General features: G+C 46.9%; 7 protein-coding genes. All 7 read left to right on the top strand.

The window, feature by feature from the left end:
* The first annotated feature begins 53 nt into the window (after positions 1-53).
* The 7 genes from ON006_RS19310 to ON006_RS19280 all read left to right on the top strand — a co-directional run bounded on the left by ON006_RS19310 (position 54) and on the right by ON006_RS19280 (position 15,581).
* A complete protein-coding gene (locus tag ON006_RS19310; RefSeq protein ID WP_244821011.1) occupies positions 54-470 on the top strand; it encodes a hypothetical protein in 417 nt (138 codons plus the stop codon).
* Between the two features lie 167 nt (positions 471-637).
* Positions 638-3,055 carry an ABC transporter permease gene (locus ON006_RS19305; RefSeq protein ID WP_244821010.1) on the top strand — a complete coding sequence of 806 codons (2,418 nt, stop codon included), beginning with the start codon at positions 638-640 and terminating at the stop codon, positions 3,053-3,055.
* Between the two features lie 126 nt (positions 3,056-3,181).
* On the top strand, positions 3,182-5,560 hold the full coding sequence (locus ON006_RS19300; protein ID WP_244821009.1) for an ABC transporter permease: 2,379 nt from the start codon (positions 3,182-3,184) through the stop codon (positions 5,558-5,560).
* 119 nt (positions 5,561-5,679) lie between these two features.
* Positions 5,680-8,142, top strand: a complete 2,463-nt coding sequence (locus ON006_RS19295) for an ABC transporter permease (protein WP_244821008.1) — start codon at positions 5,680-5,682, stop codon at positions 8,140-8,142.
* A 15-nt stretch (positions 8,143-8,157) separates the two neighbouring features.
* Positions 8,158-10,554 carry an ABC transporter permease gene (locus ON006_RS19290; protein WP_244821007.1) on the top strand — a complete coding sequence of 799 codons (2,397 nt, stop codon included), beginning with the start codon at positions 8,158-8,160 and terminating at the stop codon, positions 10,552-10,554.
* A 102-nt stretch (positions 10,555-10,656) separates the two neighbouring features.
* Positions 10,657-13,035 carry an ABC transporter permease gene (locus ON006_RS19285; RefSeq protein WP_244821006.1) on the top strand — a complete coding sequence of 793 codons (2,379 nt, stop codon included), beginning with the start codon at positions 10,657-10,659 and terminating at the stop codon, positions 13,033-13,035.
* A gap of 173 nt (positions 13,036-13,208) precedes the next feature.
* Positions 13,209-15,581 carry an ABC transporter permease gene (locus ON006_RS19280; protein WP_244821005.1) on the top strand — a complete coding sequence of 791 codons (2,373 nt, stop codon included), beginning with the start codon at positions 13,209-13,211 and terminating at the stop codon, positions 15,579-15,581.
* The last annotated feature ends 169 nt before the right edge of the window (positions 15,582-15,750 follow it).

Here is a 15,750-nt window from a genome sequence, read left to right as displayed (position 1 = left end):
TCTTTGTAAAATTTGTAGATAATCTGTTGCCGCCGAAACTAAAATCTATACTCATGCAAAAACGTTTTTCTATTCTCGCACTCGTTGTGCTGTCCCTGTTCCTTTTTAGCTATTCCTGTCAGGATCACGTAGTTCCGGGCGTTCCTCCGCAGTTGAAAACCCTGCCGTTTAGTGGCGGTCAAAATGCAAAATGTAGCTTGACCTACACGGTGGAAGTTACTGATGTGGGCACCATCCCTGTGAAAGAATACGGTGTGGTATTCAGCGCGGTTAACGATGGCAGAACTTTCGTCGTTAATCCGACTGTGGCCGACAATATCAGAGTAATCGTTGCCCTGCCATTTGTGGCCGGACCAAAGAGCAATGCAGGTCCGCAGATATGCACGAATCGAATTAATTACCGCGCATACGCCATTTTGCAAGACGACAGTGTAGTATATGGTAATACGCTTAATTATAACGACAATTAGTCAAAGGTTTATCACTTCCAAGTTTTCCTGCAAATCATTACGTTAGCTGTTCGATTTCGGACAGCTAATTTTTTTTGTTTATTGTAACTTACTTAAAATCAATGATATAAATTTCTGGTATGCATTTAATACTGTCAATTCGATAAAGCTGACAGTTCCCTAAGATCATGCTAAGAAACTACTTTAAAATCGCCTGGCGCACCCTTTGGAATAAGAAGGCGTTTGCGGCTATCAATATTTTTGGCCTTGCTATTGGCCTGGCCACGTGTATGCTCATTCTCCTGTACGTCCAGCACGAGCTCAATTACGACCGATATAATGAGCGTGCTGACCGTATTTTCCGCATCACCATGCACGGGAAGATCGGTGGCACTGAAATCAACATTGCAGTAGCCCCGGCTCCGGCAGGCCCATCTGTTGCCAGAGATTACCCTGGTGTTGAAGCATTTACACGTGTCACTACCGAGGGCACGTTCCTGGTAAAAAATGATCAGGAGCGGTTTAAAGAGGAGCATGTAGCATTTGCGGACTCTAATTTCTTTCAGGTTTTTTCTATTCCTGTTGTAAAAGGAAACCCGGCCACGATGCTGAAAGAGCCTAACACTTTGGTCATTACCGAAGCAATTGCGCAAAAGTATTTTGGAAATGCAGACCCGATTGGCAAAAGCCTGACGCTGGGCAACCGGGGACTGTTCCGCATTACAGGAGTTTGTCAGAACGTACCTTCCAGCTCTCATTTTCATTTCGATATTTTCGGTTCAATGAGTTCTGTCAAGCTTGGTGAAAAGTGGCTTTCTAGCGGCGCGCACACTTACCTGCTGCTCAAAAAAGGCTATCCCGTTGAACAGCTCGCAGCTCAGAGTTCGACCATCACGAAGAAATACATTGGGCCGGAAATAAAGGAGTTTCTCGGGATGACCTATGAGGAATATTTGAAAAAAGGTGACCGCTTTGGTTTTCAATTTCAACCCATTACCGACATTCACCTCAAATCCAATCTGGAAGGAGAGCTCGAACCGAATGGCTCGGTCAAATATGTGTATATATTTTCGGCCATTGCTGCATTCATTCTGCTCATTGCCTGTATCAATTTTATGAACCTCTCCACGGCGGGCTCGGCCAGTCGTGCTAAGGAAGTGGGTATCCGCAAAGTGTTGGGCTCGGTTCAGCAACAGCTTATCCGTCAGTTTCTAACAGAATCCATACTGCTCACGCTACTAGCTCTTTTGGCAGCATTTGCGCTGGTAATATTGGTACTGCCCAGCTTTAATGAACTGGCCGGAAAGCAGTTTGATCTGCATTCCATTCTGAATATAAAAATGATCTCGCTCGCTTTGGCCGGCTGCCTTTTCGTCGGGTTATTAACAGGCAGTTACCCCGCTTTTTTCCTGTCGTCATTTAAACCGATAGTGGTTTTAAAAGGAAGAATACAATCCGGCATGCGCAGTGGGTGGTTGCGTAATTCGCTGGTAACCATTCAGTTTGTAGTCTCCATTGGAATGATCATTGGTACCATTGTGGTATTCCAGCAGCTGCGTTTTATTCAGAATAAAAAACTGGGTTTTGATAAGGAACAGGTGCTAATCCTGCAAGACACCCACCTTTTGGGAGATAAATCAAAGACATTCAAGGAGCAACTGGGCAAGCTGTCACAGGTTGTCAATGTAACATTAGCGGGCTATCTGCCAGCCGGAAACTCCAACAATGGTACGGACGGTTTCTTGCCGGAGAGTGCCGACAACACGGTTTCTCCTTACCGGTTTGGTACCTATTATATTGACGATGACTATCTGGCAACATTGGGAATCAAAATTGCAGCCGGGCGTAATTTCTCCCGATCGTTCGGCTCCGACAGCGCGGCGGTGCTGGTCAATGAAGCTGCGGTTAAAAAGTTTGGCTGGAAAAATGCGATCGGTCAGCGCATACGCACGGTGGGTAACGGGAGCCCGGATAGTAAGCGCACGTATACAGTGGTGGGCGTGACGCGGAATTTTCATTTCAGATCGCTGCACGAACAGATCGCCCCGCTGGTGATGATGTACGGTGGCGACCATTATCAAATGGCGCTGAGAATTCGTACCAATGATTTCCCCGCTCTGATCAAAACCATTGAAAAAACCTGGAAATTAGAAACGGACAGTCCATTCTCGTATTCATTTTTGAACGAACGGTTTGATAAAATGTACCAGTCCGAGCAGCGGGTTGGAAAGCTGTTTGGCATTTTCGCGAGCCTGGCGGTTGTGATCGCCTGCCTCGGGTTGTTTGGCCTGGCGGCATTTACTACCATCCAGCGCACTAAGGAAATTGGTGTGCGGAAAGTACTTGGAGCGTCGGTAATGAGCATTGTCGCTCTCTTATCAGGCGATTTTTTGCGTATCGTAGTCGTCGCCATAGTGATCGCCACGCCAGTTGCATGGTATGGTATGAACCAGTGGCTGGCGGATTTTGCCTATAAGATTGACATTCAATGGTGGGTTTTCGTGCTCGCTGGCGTGTTGGCGGTTGCTATTGCCTTGCTGACAGTCAGTTTCCAAAGTGTGAAAGCAGCATTGGTCAATCCGGTGAAAAGTTTGAAGAGTGAGTGAGGGCGGCTGTCGGCGGTCAGACGTCGGCTGTCGGCTTCTTTTGAGTAGAGTATGAATTTGTAATACAAAAAAACAAAAAAATAAAAGCCGACTGCTGAAAGCCGACGGCCGATAGCTCTTAAAATCATGCTCAAAAACTATTTCAAAATCGCGTGGCGCAACCTTGTGAAGGAGCGCCAGTTCACGCTCCTGAACCTGGTCGGTTTGTCGACGGGCCTGACCTGTACGCTATTGATTTATCTTTGGGTAAATGATGAGCTTCACATTGATCATTACAATGCCAAAGAGGCGCAGCTTTATCAGGTAATGGCCAATCATCCCGGTGAAGACGGCGTGAAGACCATTAACCATACTGCCGGACTGCTCGCAAATGCGCTGGCGACCGAAATGCCGGAGGTTGAGCACGCGGTAACGGTAGCGCCTGCCTCCTGGTTTGGTAACAAAGGCCTGGTTTCCTTTGGTGATATTCACATTAAAGTGGGCGGCCAGTTTATCAGCAAGGATTATTTCAATGTCTTTACCTGCCCGGTGCTGGATGGGGACGAGAATGTGTTGTTTCGGGACAATCAAACCATTGGTATTTCGAAGGAGCTGGCCCTGAAATTGTTTCATACCACAGACAATGTCATAGGCAAAACTATTGCCTGGGATCACGGCGAATTTACCAGTAACTATAACATTGGAGCTATTTTTGAAGGGAATCCAGCCAATGCGGTTGAGCAATTTGATGTGCTTTTCAATTTTGATCTTTTCGTGGAAAAGCGCCCGAGCATGAAATCCTGGGGCAACAGCGATCCGAGTACTTTCGTCATCTTGAAAGAGGAAACGGATGTAGATCACTTTAATGGGAAGATCAAAAACTACCTTGCTACGAAAGACAAAGGGAGCAAAGTCCAGCTGTTAGCGATCAAATATTCAGACAAATACCTACATGGTCAGTTTGAAAATGGCGTACAGGCTGGTGGAAGGATCGCTTATGTAAGGCTTTTCTCGATCATCGCATTATTTATTCTGGTGATCGCCTGCATCAATTTTATGAATTTGTCCACAGCGAAAGCATCGGGCAGAATGAAGGAAGTGGGTATCAAAAAAGCCATCGGGGCATACCGCCGGTCGCTTGTGATCCAGTACCTGGGCGAATCGGTAATGATGGCTTTTCTGTCACTTTTCGTCGCCATTTTTCTGCTGGTCATTCTGTTGCCCCAGTTCAATCAAATTACCGGAAAGCAGATCAATCTTGCCTTTGATAGCCAGATCATTCTATCGACTTTCGGCATCACACTGCTGACCGGACTCATTGCCGGCAGCTATCCCGCGCTTTATCTCTCAGGGTTCAACACTATTTCGGTATTAAAAGGCTCCCTTAAAACATCGGCTGGGGAGCTATTTTTCAGGAAGGGACTCGTGGTGTTTCAGTTTGCCGTTTCAGTGATTTTCATTGTTTCCGTCCTCGTCGTTTACCGGCAGATCGAATACATTCAAACCAAAAACCTCGGTTACAGCCGTGACAATATCATTCATTTTGAAATTCCAATGAAGATGGATTCGGCAAGCCTCGCATCCTCCGAATCGTTTCTTAATGAAGTGAAAAACCTGCCAGGGGTCGTGAAAGCATCGAGTTTTAGTCATAACCTTACTGGTGACCACGGCGGTATTTCGGGTTTTGAATGGCCGGGAAGGCCGCCGGGCAAAGACATTGATTTCGCAAATCTGGAAGTGGGGTTCAATTTTATTGAAACGGTTGGAATAAAAATCAAGGAAGGAAGGGGCTTCTCACAAAATCAGAATGCCAGTAACGAGATTATTTTCAATGAATCGGCCATCAAAAGCATGGGGCTGAAAGATCCGGTTGGCAAGATCGTCAGGTTCTGGGGAATGGACAGACAAATCGTCGGCGTAGTAAAGGATTTTAATTTTGAATCACTTTACGAACGCGTAAAACCCTGCTTTTTTCAGGTATACCCGGTTATGCCCAACATTATGGTGAAAATCCAGGCGGGAGCTAAACCACAGACTATTGCGCAAATCGAAAAGACATTTCAGGCTTATCACAAAGGCAATGCATTCGAATACAAGTTTTTAGACGAAAATTATAATGCGATGTATGCATCCGAGCGACGGATCAGCGAGTTGTCGAGGTACTTTGCCGGACTGGCCATTTTGATCTCGTGCCTCGGCTTGTTCGGTCTGGCCGCATTTACCGCGCAACGTCGACAAAAAGAGATAGGTATCCGTAAAGTAGTAGGCGCAACGGTCGGTAATGTCGCGGTTCTATTATCAACTGATTTTCTCAAACTGGTACTGATCGCCATGGTAATCGCTTTTCCTTTGATATCCTGGGCGATGAACCTGTGGCTGAATGAATTCTCGTACCACGTCACCATCGGGCTGAATGTGTTCATTCTGTCAGGCGTATCCATCATCATGCTCGCAGTTGCCACAGTAGGTTATCAGGCAATTAAGGCGGCATTAAGTGATCCGGTTAAAATTCTAAAAAGCGAGTAAAATGGCTTTCGGCTGTCGGCTGTCAAACATCGGCTGTTGGTTTTGTTATTCAGGAAGATTATAATAATCATTTAAAAAAGGCCGACTGCCGAAAGCTGACGGCCGACTGCCCAATAGCTATGTTCACGAACTATCTAAAAATTGCATTCCGGCGGCTAATGTCGGACAAAACACACACTGCTATCAATGTGCTTGGTCTGGCGCTGGGTATGACGAGCTGCCTAATCATTTACATTTTTGTGCGCTATGAGATGAGTTTTGACGGTTTTCATACCCAAAGTGAAAATACCTATCGCATCGTCGAGCATAGCAGCCAAGCCGACGGCGTACAGCATTGGCCTACTACGGCATATCCATTGGCAGAAGCGATCCGGCATGATGTGCCGGGTGTGCAGGTTACACAAACCGCCGGCCCGCTAACCCGCATTATCAGTTCAGTGGACAGCAAAGGTAATGTCAGCCGTTTTGAAGAAAACCGACTGATGTTCGCCGATCAGTACTACCTCCAAACTTTTGACTTCGGCAAGGCTGTCCCTGGTGGAATTTGGCTCGCCGGAAATGCCAAAACGGCTTTTGAGCAAACCAATGCCGTGGTACTGACCCAGAAACTTGCTGACCGCTACTTTGCCGAATTCGAAGGACATTATGAAGAGCTGATTGGCAAGACTTTAACACTCAATAATTCAGACCCGCTGGTGGTATCCGGTATCATCAGAAACCCGCCATATAACACCAATTTGCTGTTTGAAATGCTGGTTAACTATCAGTTTTTCAAAAATAATAACCGGTATCAGGCTGGTAACTGGTCGGGAAATTACGAGGGAACTATCTATATCACATTACCTGCCGGCACTGATCCGAAAGGATTTGAGCCGCGATTGGCAGCATTGAAGAAGAAATACATGAATGCAGAGGATAACATGCGGGTGAGTTATTTCCTGCAACCGCTTGCCGATATTCATACCAATACGCTCTACGAAGACTTTCTGGGCGGCTATCATGTGAGTCGTCAAATGTTGTGGGTGTTGGGAAGCCTGGCCATTTTTCTGATTCTGATCGCTTCATTCAATTTTATCAACCTTACAACCGCCCAGGCTAGTCGTCGGAATAAAGAAGTGGGCGTTCGCAAAGCAGTTGGCAGTACGCAAACGCAGCTTTTTGGGCAGTTTATTGGAGAAACGCTGGTGGTAGCGATTTTGGCAGGCATTATTTCGGTTTGGGCGCTGGGTTTTCTGCTAAACTGGATCAATGCATCCCTGAGCATTATTAATCTGGATCTTCGCCCGGACGCAGCGGTTTGGATTTTTTGCGCGGTGCTCGTCCTGGTGGTAGCATTGTTCGCGGGTTTTTATCCTGCTACTTTGCTGGCCAGGTTTCAACCCGTGAAGGCATTGAAAAATGCTGGTAATGCTCAGCATCAGCGGTTTTCGCTTCGTCAGGGATTGATCGTATTTCAGTTTTGCATTACCTACGGATTGTTGGCGGGTACGTTTGTTGCTTCGCGACAAATGGATTTTTTCATGAACAAAGACCTTGGTTTTGCGAGGGATGCCGTGATCACCGTCAATGGTCCGCGTAATCAGGTACAGGCCAAATTGGAGGTTTTCAGACAGCAACTACTACGCGACCCAGCCATCAAAGAGGTGAGTTTTTCGTCCGGCGCTCCGATCACTGAAAATTATTTTGGTACCGATTTTCGACTAAAATCTGAATCCAGCCAAATGAACCGGCAGGCGGAAATGAAAGTCGTTGATTTAAAATATCAGTCGCTTTTTGGTCTCCAAACCATCGCCGGTCGCTGGTTTTCGACTTCCAACATTGTACCCGATGGTTCCGCGTTCAATGGTTTTGTAGTGAATGAAACCATGGTCAAAAACCTGGGACTTACTCCTGAAACAGCAATCGGGAAAGTGGTGACGATCAGTGAGGGTGAGGCACCGATTTTGGGAGTCGTCAAAGACTTTCATAATGTGTCACTTCAGCAGCCCATTGTGCCGTGTGTGCTGATGTGCTGGAATACAGGATTTTTTGAACAAATTCATATCAGGTTACAAGCTGCTCCTGGGGATCATAGTCTGGATTTGCCCAAGGCGCTTCAAACGATCGAAGGCAACTGGAAGCAGCAATTTCCGCAAGACGTTTATCAGTACGCATTTCTGAATGAGTCTTTGGCCAAAGGTTATATTGTTGAAAAACTGGTTTTTGACGCATTCCGGATTTTTGCGGCGATCTCCATTTTTATAGCCTGCCTGGGATTATTTGGTCTCATTACCTTCACCGCCAACCAGCGAACGAAGGAAATAGGAGTTCGAAAAGTACTGGGCGCATCGGTGGCCGGTATCGTAGCACTTCTTTCAAAAGATTTCTTAAAACTGGTAATGATCGCAATCGTAATTGGCATACCTATTACCTGGTTTGGCCTAAACCAGTGGCTTCGGAATTTTGAATACAAAATAGGAATAGAATGGTGGGTCTTTGTCGCGGCAGGGCTGCTTGCTATTGGGATAGCTTTATTGACAGTGAGTTACCAAAGTATAAGATCGGCATTAATGAATCCAGTGAGGAGTTTAAAAAGTGAATAACACATCCTACAAGCTATGTTCAAAAACTATCTAACAATCGCCTTTCGAAACCTTTACAAGAATAAAGGTTATTCCGCGATCAACATTGGAGGTCTTGCGATGGGAATGGCCGTTGCGATCATGATTGGCCTCTGGATCCACGACGAGTTTGCTTTTGATAAGTACCATCAAAATTATGACCGGATTGCGAAAGTAATGCAGACCGGCAATTTCGAAGGACAGATCTTTCATGGAGAGTACATGCCCGCGCCGATGGGAAATGAGTTGCGGGCCCAGTATAAGGATGATTTCAAATATGTGATCATGTCGTCCTTTAATGGGGAGCACATTCTGGCCAATGGTAGCAACAAATTCACCCGGAAGGGCAACTACCTGAGTGCCGAAGCGCCTGAAATGTTTTCGCTGAAAATGTTGAAAGGAACGCGGGCGGGGTTAAAAGACCAGGCGTCGGTTATGCTGTCGGCCTCGGTTGCCAAAGCGCTTTTTGGTGCCACCGAGCCGATGGACAAGATCATCAAACTGGATAATAAACATGATGTCCGCGTTACGGGCGTTTATGAAGACCTTCCATACAATACCGAATTCCGCGACCTCAGCTTCATCGTGCCCTGGGATCTTTACGTGAACACGCAGGATTGGGTGAAAAAAGCCATCGACAATGCGGAATGGAACAATAATTCCTGGCAGGTATTGGCTCAGATCAGTGACAAGGCTGACTTTGAAAATGTTTCGAACAAAATCAAGGACATTAAACTGAAGCATGCCCCGGAAACGGCTTTCTTCAAGCCTCAGGTATATTTGTTGCCCATGAGCCGATGGCATTTGTATTCGGGATGGGACAAAAATGGTAACCTTGATGGCCGCATTCAGTATGTATGGCTTTTTGGAATAATAGGCATTTTCGTATTGCTGCTGGCATCGATCAACTTTATGAACCTGAGCACCGCGCGGTCCGAAAAGCGGGCAAAAGAAGTGGGTATCCGCAAAGCGATCGGTTCCATGCGCAGCCAGCTGATCAACCAGTTTCTGAGCGAATCCATGATGGTAGCAGCATTGGCGTTTGTGTTGTCGCTGCTGCTGGTCGTGGTACTGCTGCCGGTTTTCAATGAAGTTGCGGACAAGCAAATGAGCATTTTGTGGACAAGTCCATGGTTCTGGCTGGCTGGGATTGCTTTTTCTCTGGTTACCGGGATGATTTCGGGAAGTTATCCGGCATTCTATCTGTCGGCATTTCAACCGGTGAAAGTTTTGAAAGGTGTGGCGCGCGTGGGCCGGTACGCCGCTATCCCCAGGAAAGTGCTCGTCGTTTTGCAGTTTACAGTTTCTGTGACATTGATTATCGGGACTATCATTGTTTTTAAGCAAATACAACATGCCAAGAACAGGCCGATCGGCTACGACCGTAACGGGCTGATCACGGTGAATATAAACACGCCTGAGTTGTACAGTCACTATAATGTACTACGGGAAAGCCTGCTGAAAACCGGGGCCGTTATCGAAATGTCAACTTCATCCTCTCCTACTACCGATGTAAATTCTTCCAATGGTGGATTTCAATGGGAAGGCAAGGATCCTAACTTCAAGGAGACCTTTGGTACCATCGCTGTGACGCATGATTTTGGAAAAACGGTTGGCTGGCAGTTTGTAGCAGGCAGGGATTTTTCAAGACAATTTTCTACGGATTCTTCCGGCATGGTACTGAACGAATCTGCCCTTAAATACATGAAAATGAAACATCCGTCCGACATCATTGGCAAGACGGTGAAATGGAACGACACGCCTTATACCGTGGTTGGGGTGATCAGGGATATGGTGATGGATTCTCCATTTAAACCGGCTTATCCTACACTGTTCATGGTGAACTATGATTGGGCTAATTTTATCAATATCAAATTGAACCCTGCATTACCAGCCAGGGAATCTTTGCATAAAGTGGAAGCGGTTTTCAAAACGATCAATCCAGGCAGTCCATTCGATTACAAATTTTCGGATGAACAGTATGCGGCCAAATTTGCAACCGAGGAACGTATCGCCACGCTGGCGTCCACGTTCGCGATCCTCGCCATCGTGATCAGCTGCCTGGGCTTGTTCGGGCTTGCTTCTTTCACGGCCGAGCAGCGTACCAAGGAGATCGGCGTTAGGAAAGTGCTGGGAGCTTCGGTAGCGAACCTGTGGGCATTGTTATCGGGTGACTTCGTGGTTTTAGTAGTGATATCCTGTGTTATTTCGGCACCCGTGGCTTATTATTTTCTCAATGGCTGGCTGCTCAAATACGAGTACCGGACCAATATTTCATGGTGGATATTCGTATCTGCCGCCGTCGGAGCGATACTGATTACGTTATTGACGGTCAGTTACCAGGCGATCAGGGCAGCATTGATGAACCCGGTGAAGAGTTTGAGAAGTGAGTGATTGGGGCCGTCGGCTATCAGCAATCGGCCGTCGGCTTTGACTTTTATAATATAAAAAAAACGACAGTCGATAGCCGACTGCCGAAAGCCAAATACTTCCCTTATGCTTCGAAACTCTCTTAAACTCTCCTTCCGCAACCTTCTTAAAAACAAGGTTTATTCGGGTATCAATATTTCAGGGCTCGCTATTGGGATGGCGGGGGCGATCATTATTTTTCAGCTGGTTTCTTATCATCTTGGGGTAGACCGTTACCACCGGAATGCAGCGCGAACCTATCGTGTGGTGGTGGATCTGCATCTGGAAGACGGCTCCGTTGAAAAAGAAAAGGGATCGGCATACCTGCTTCATGAAACGCTTAAAAAAGAGTATGGCGACGTGGAAAGTGCCAGCTACCTCGCCCAAAAGGAGCTGACCATAGCGATCGGAAATACAAACCCGAAGAAGTTTCTCGAAAAGGAGAACGCGGCTTTTACTAACCCTGATTTTTTTAAAATATTCGATTATCAATGGCTGAGTGGCAATGCGGCTGTTTTGAATGCGCCCAATACAGCCGTGCTGACGGAACGCTATGCACGGAAATATTTTGGAAAAAGTAATCCGGTAGGACAGTATATCAGGGTCAATAACCAGGAAAATGTAGTAGTAGCAGGAATTGTGAAGGACTACCCGGAGCTGACGGATTTTAAAAAGGACATCTTCGTGTCACTTCCTACATTGAAAAAACTGGTCCCGGAATACGGTTACCAGGACTGGGGCTGGATCGACAGTGGTCGCGAAACGTACATTACCCTGCGTTCCGCTGAGGATAGGGCGGCGTTCGAAAAGCAAATGCCAGCCTTTTCGAAAAGATACTACGGCGCTGACAGCAAAGTGTTTCATTATCATTTGCAAGGGCTGGCCGATGTCCATTTTAATGTTGACTACGGCGGAAAAATCAAGTACTCGACGATCATTATGCTGGGCTCAGTCGGGTTATTACTTGTTTTGATTGCCTGTTTCAATTTTATTAATCTTTCCACAGCGCAGGCTTTTAAAAGAGGAAAAGAAGTGGGCGTGCGAAAAGTGCTGGGTGTTTCGCAGGCGCAGGTTTTCTGGCTATTTATTCAGGAAACAGCCCTTTTTACTATCATAGCATTTGTTTTGGCCATTGCGCTGGCGGGTATGATGGCTATGCTACTCACCGATTGGCTTGGCATACACATTCAAAGCAGCGACCTCACGGACATTGGATTTGTGATATTCATTCTCATTTTGCTGGTTTTCGTGGTCGCCATGGCCGGGTTTTATCCTGCGGTCATGATATCGAATTTCAACCCGCTGCTCGCGATCAAGGGTTTGGCAGGGCAGCATGTGAACGGGCATTTTCCTATCAGAAAAGGCCTGGTGGTTGTCCAATTTGCGATCTCATTTGTCATGATCGCGGTTTCAATGGTCATTATTCTTCAATCCCGGTATCTCAAAAACAAAGACCTGGGTGTGGATAAGGACCTGGTTGTGCATATCAATCTTCCTGACGCGGAATCCGGTAAGATCGCAACATTCACAAATGAGGTGATGCGGTTGAAGGATGTGGCTTCCGTTTCTTTTTTCAGGACGCCGCCTTCCGCCCAGCTGGGCAGCGGAGGCAGTATTAAATTTGAGAACCGGGACTGGGAAAAATTCGTAGCCAGATCCAGGGTCGCAGATAACAACTATGTCAAAACTTATGGATTAAAATTGGTAGCAGGACGGAATCTGGCCGCCTCTGACACATTGCGTGAACTGCTGATTAACCAAAAGCTAGTCAAAGCGTTGGGCCTGAAATCGCCGGACGAAGCATTGAACCGACGGTTGCTCGTCGGGGATGCCGATAAAACCGGCGTGATAGTAGGCGTGCTCTCCGATTTCAATAACTCGGATCTGTACACCGAAATTGAGCCGACCGTAATTTTTTCAATGCTGAAACGATACAGGCAAGCCGGCGTCAAACTGGCACATTTGGGCCCCGGTACCATTCAGGATATTGAAAGGGTATGGTCAAAACAATTCCCCGATCAGGTATTTCAGCATAGCTTTTACGACGATGAAATCGCCCGTTTTTACCAAAGAGAGGAATTGACCTCACGCCTGACTTCCCTGTTTGCATTGTTGTCCGTGTTTCTTTCCTGCCTCGGGCTGTTCGGTCTGGCGGTTTTCTCCATTGAGCAACGGACGAAAGAGATTGGTGTGCGCAAGGTATTGGGCGCGTCGGTGATGAGTATCACAGGTTTATTGTCCAAAGATTTCCTGCGGCTGGTGCTCATCGCCATTGTCATCGCAAGTCCCGCAGCTTATTATTTTATGGATAAGTGGTTGCAGGACTTCGCATTCCGCATCGACATTGAATGGTGGATTTTTGCCATTTCCGCCTTGGTTGCAGCCGGTATAGCATTGCTCACAGTTAGCTTTCATAGCGTCAAAGCGGCATTGATGAATCCGGTGGAGAGTTTGAAGAGTGACTAGGATACTTCGGCTGTCGGCAATCGGCCGTCGGCGATTGACCATTTATTCAACCGATTTGTTATTGAAATTTTTTCTCAAACTTAAAAAAGCCGACTGCCGAAGGCTGACAGCCGAAGTTATTTACGAATTTTTTCTCAACCCCTAAAACAGGCCGACAGCCGACAGCCATGAATATGATCAGAAATTACTTTAAAATCGCTTTTCGGATCCTTTTGAAAAATAAGGGGTATTCGGCCATTAACATAGGAGGGTTGTCCGTCGGGATGGCCGTCGCGACATTGATCGGACTATGGGTTTTCGATGAATTGTCATTTGATAAAAGCCACAAAAACTATGACAGGGTCGCCCAGGTGAGGCAGTTTGTCAAGTTTGATGTGGAAAAAGCTATGTATGATGTGATGCCGATCCCGCTGGCGGAAGAGCTTCGCAGCAAGTATGCGGAATTCGAGTCGGTTAGTTTATCCAAAGAACGGACACACATTTTAGTGTCCGGCGAGAAGAAATTTTCAAAAACCGGTAATGCGGTTGAACCTGCTTTTGCCGATATTATGTCGGTGAAAATGCTGGCAGGCACCAGGGCTGGCCTCAATGAGGTCAACTCCATTCTGTTGTCCGGATCATTGGCCAAGGCTTTTTTTGGAAATGAAAATCCAATTAATAAACTGATCAAAATTGACAACAAACAGACCGTCAGGGTTACGGGCGTTTATGAGGATTTTCCTGAAAACAGCTCGTTTAAAGAAGCCCATTTCCTGACTCCCTGGCGGCTGCTGATCGCCATGGACGCCGGGGCAAAGCGTTCGCAGGATCAATGGGATGAAAATAACTTTCAGATTTACACTCAGCTCAAAGACGGCGCCGACTTTGAGCTGGTGTCGGGCAAGATCAGGGATATCCGCGTCAACCGCGCGGACCCGCCGGGGTATAAGCCTGAGTTTTTTCTGCACCCCATGCGCGACTGGCATTTGCGGTCTGACTTCAAGGATGGAAAGCAGGTTGGAGGGCTGATTGAGTTTGTCTGGCTGTTTGGTACCATTGGCTTTTTTGTATTGCTGCTGGCCTGTATCAATTTCATGAACCTGAGCACGGCACGTTCCGAAAAACGGGCCAAAGAAGTCGGTATCAGAAAAGCGATAGGCTCCATGCGAGGCCAGCTGGTCAATCAGTTTTTCAGCGAATCCATGCTGGTGGTGGCGCTTTCTTTTGTCATTTCATTGTTGCTGTCGTCCCTCGCGTTATCATTTTTCAATGAAGTCGCCGAGAAAAATATTTCGATACCGTGGTCTAATCCATTGTTTTGGGTCGTCGGAGTTGGATTCAGTCTGATCACCGGTGTCATTTCCGGAAGCTATCCAGCGATTTATCTATCGTCTTTCCAGCCGTTAAAAGTACTGAAAGGAACCGTTCGCGCCGGTCGTTTCGCAGCGATTCCGCGACAGGTACTGGTGGTTTTGCAGTTCACAGTATCCGTTACATTGATCATCGGTACCATTGTGGTGTTCCGCCAGATCCAGTTTGCCAAGAACCGCCCGGTAGGATACTCGCGTAACGGATTAATTGAGGTGAGCATGAACACGCCGGAGCTTTACGGACATTACGACGCCCTACGCAATGATCTGCTGAACACGGGCGGCGTGCGCGAAATGTCGGAGTCTTATGGTTCCGTCACTGTCCAGTACGGCGGTACTACCAATGTTTCGTGGGAGGGGAAAGCGCATGGCACGCAGCCATTAATCATGAGCAATTTTGTGACACACGACTTCGGAAAAACGATCGGCTGGAAAATGGCGCAGGGAAGGGATTTTTCAAGAGCATTCTCAGCTGATTCGGCAGCTATCATTATCAATGAGTCTGCCGTCAAGCTCATGGGTTTCAAAAAACCACTGGAATCTTTTGTTACCTGGAACGGCAGACCCTATAAAGTGATCGGTGTGACGCAAAATATGATCAAGGAAAATCCATTCTCACCTACCAATCCGTCCTTTTTTCTGTTGAATTATAAGAATGTGAGCGTCATTAATATCAGCCTCGCACCTGATAAAAGTACGAGTGAATCACTGGGCAAAGTGCAGGAGGTTTTCGCAAAATATAATCCGAGCAGTCCATTTGTTTACGATTTCGTAGATCAACAATATGCCAAAAAATTCGGAGAAGAGGAGCGGATAGGCAAGCTGACAGTTTTCTTCGCCGTACTGGCAGTGTTCATTTCCTGCCTGGGCTTGTTTGGTCTGGCCTCTTTTGTGGCTGAGCAACGAGTTAAAGAAATCGGGATCCGCAAAGTGTTGGGTGCATCTGTCGCCAACTTATGGCAAATGCTGTCGACTGACTTTGTCGTGCTGATCATCATATCCTGCGTGATCGCCGGGCCGGTCGCCTGGTACTTCATGAATGGCTGGCTGCAAAATTACGCCTATCATGACGAGCTTTCCTGGTGGATCTTCGCCGCGACAGGATTAGGAGCATTGATTGTGACATTGTTGACTGTCAGTTATCAGGCGATCAGGGCCGCATTACTGGATCCTGTGAAAAGTCTGCGAAGCGAGTGATTGCGGCGATCGGCTGTCAGCCGTCGGCTTTCGGCTTTTTTGTTATTGTGATAAACCTTTTTCTAAAAACTCAAAAAAAGGCCGACTGCCGAAAGCTGAAAGCCGACCGCCAACAGTCAGTTACATTAAATCATACGTGCCGGAAAAATATTTCTCAAAGGCTATTTAT

The sequence above is a fragment of the Dyadobacter pollutisoli genome, from assembly GCF_026625565.1.
GTDB lineage: Bacteria > Bacteroidota > Bacteroidia > Cytophagales > Spirosomataceae > Dyadobacter > Dyadobacter pollutisoli.
The sequence above is the reverse complement of the archived record's forward strand: the minus strand, read 5'-3'. Positions and strand labels throughout refer to the sequence as shown.

Excerpts from the sequence above, each read along its gene's own strand:
- ON006_RS19310 (WP_244821011.1), top strand. The coding sequence starts at position 54 with ATGCAAAAACGTTTTTCTATTCTCGCACTCGTTGTGCTGTCCCTGTTC.
- ON006_RS19305 (WP_244821010.1), top strand. The coding sequence starts at position 638 with ATGCTAAGAAACTACTTTAAAATCGCCTGGCGCACCCTTTGGAATAAG.
- ON006_RS19300 (WP_244821009.1), top strand. The coding sequence starts at position 3,182 with ATGCTCAAAAACTATTTCAAAATCGCGTGGCGCAACCTTGTGAAGGAG.
- ON006_RS19295 (WP_244821008.1), top strand. The coding sequence starts at position 5,680 with ATGTTCACGAACTATCTAAAAATTGCATTCCGGCGGCTAATGTCGGAC.
- ON006_RS19290 (WP_244821007.1), top strand. The coding sequence starts at position 8,158 with ATGTTCAAAAACTATCTAACAATCGCCTTTCGAAACCTTTACAAGAAT.
- ON006_RS19285 (WP_244821006.1), top strand. The coding sequence starts at position 10,657 with ATGCTTCGAAACTCTCTTAAACTCTCCTTCCGCAACCTTCTTAAAAAC.
- ON006_RS19280 (WP_244821005.1), top strand. The coding sequence starts at position 13,209 with ATGATCAGAAATTACTTTAAAATCGCTTTTCGGATCCTTTTGAAAAAT.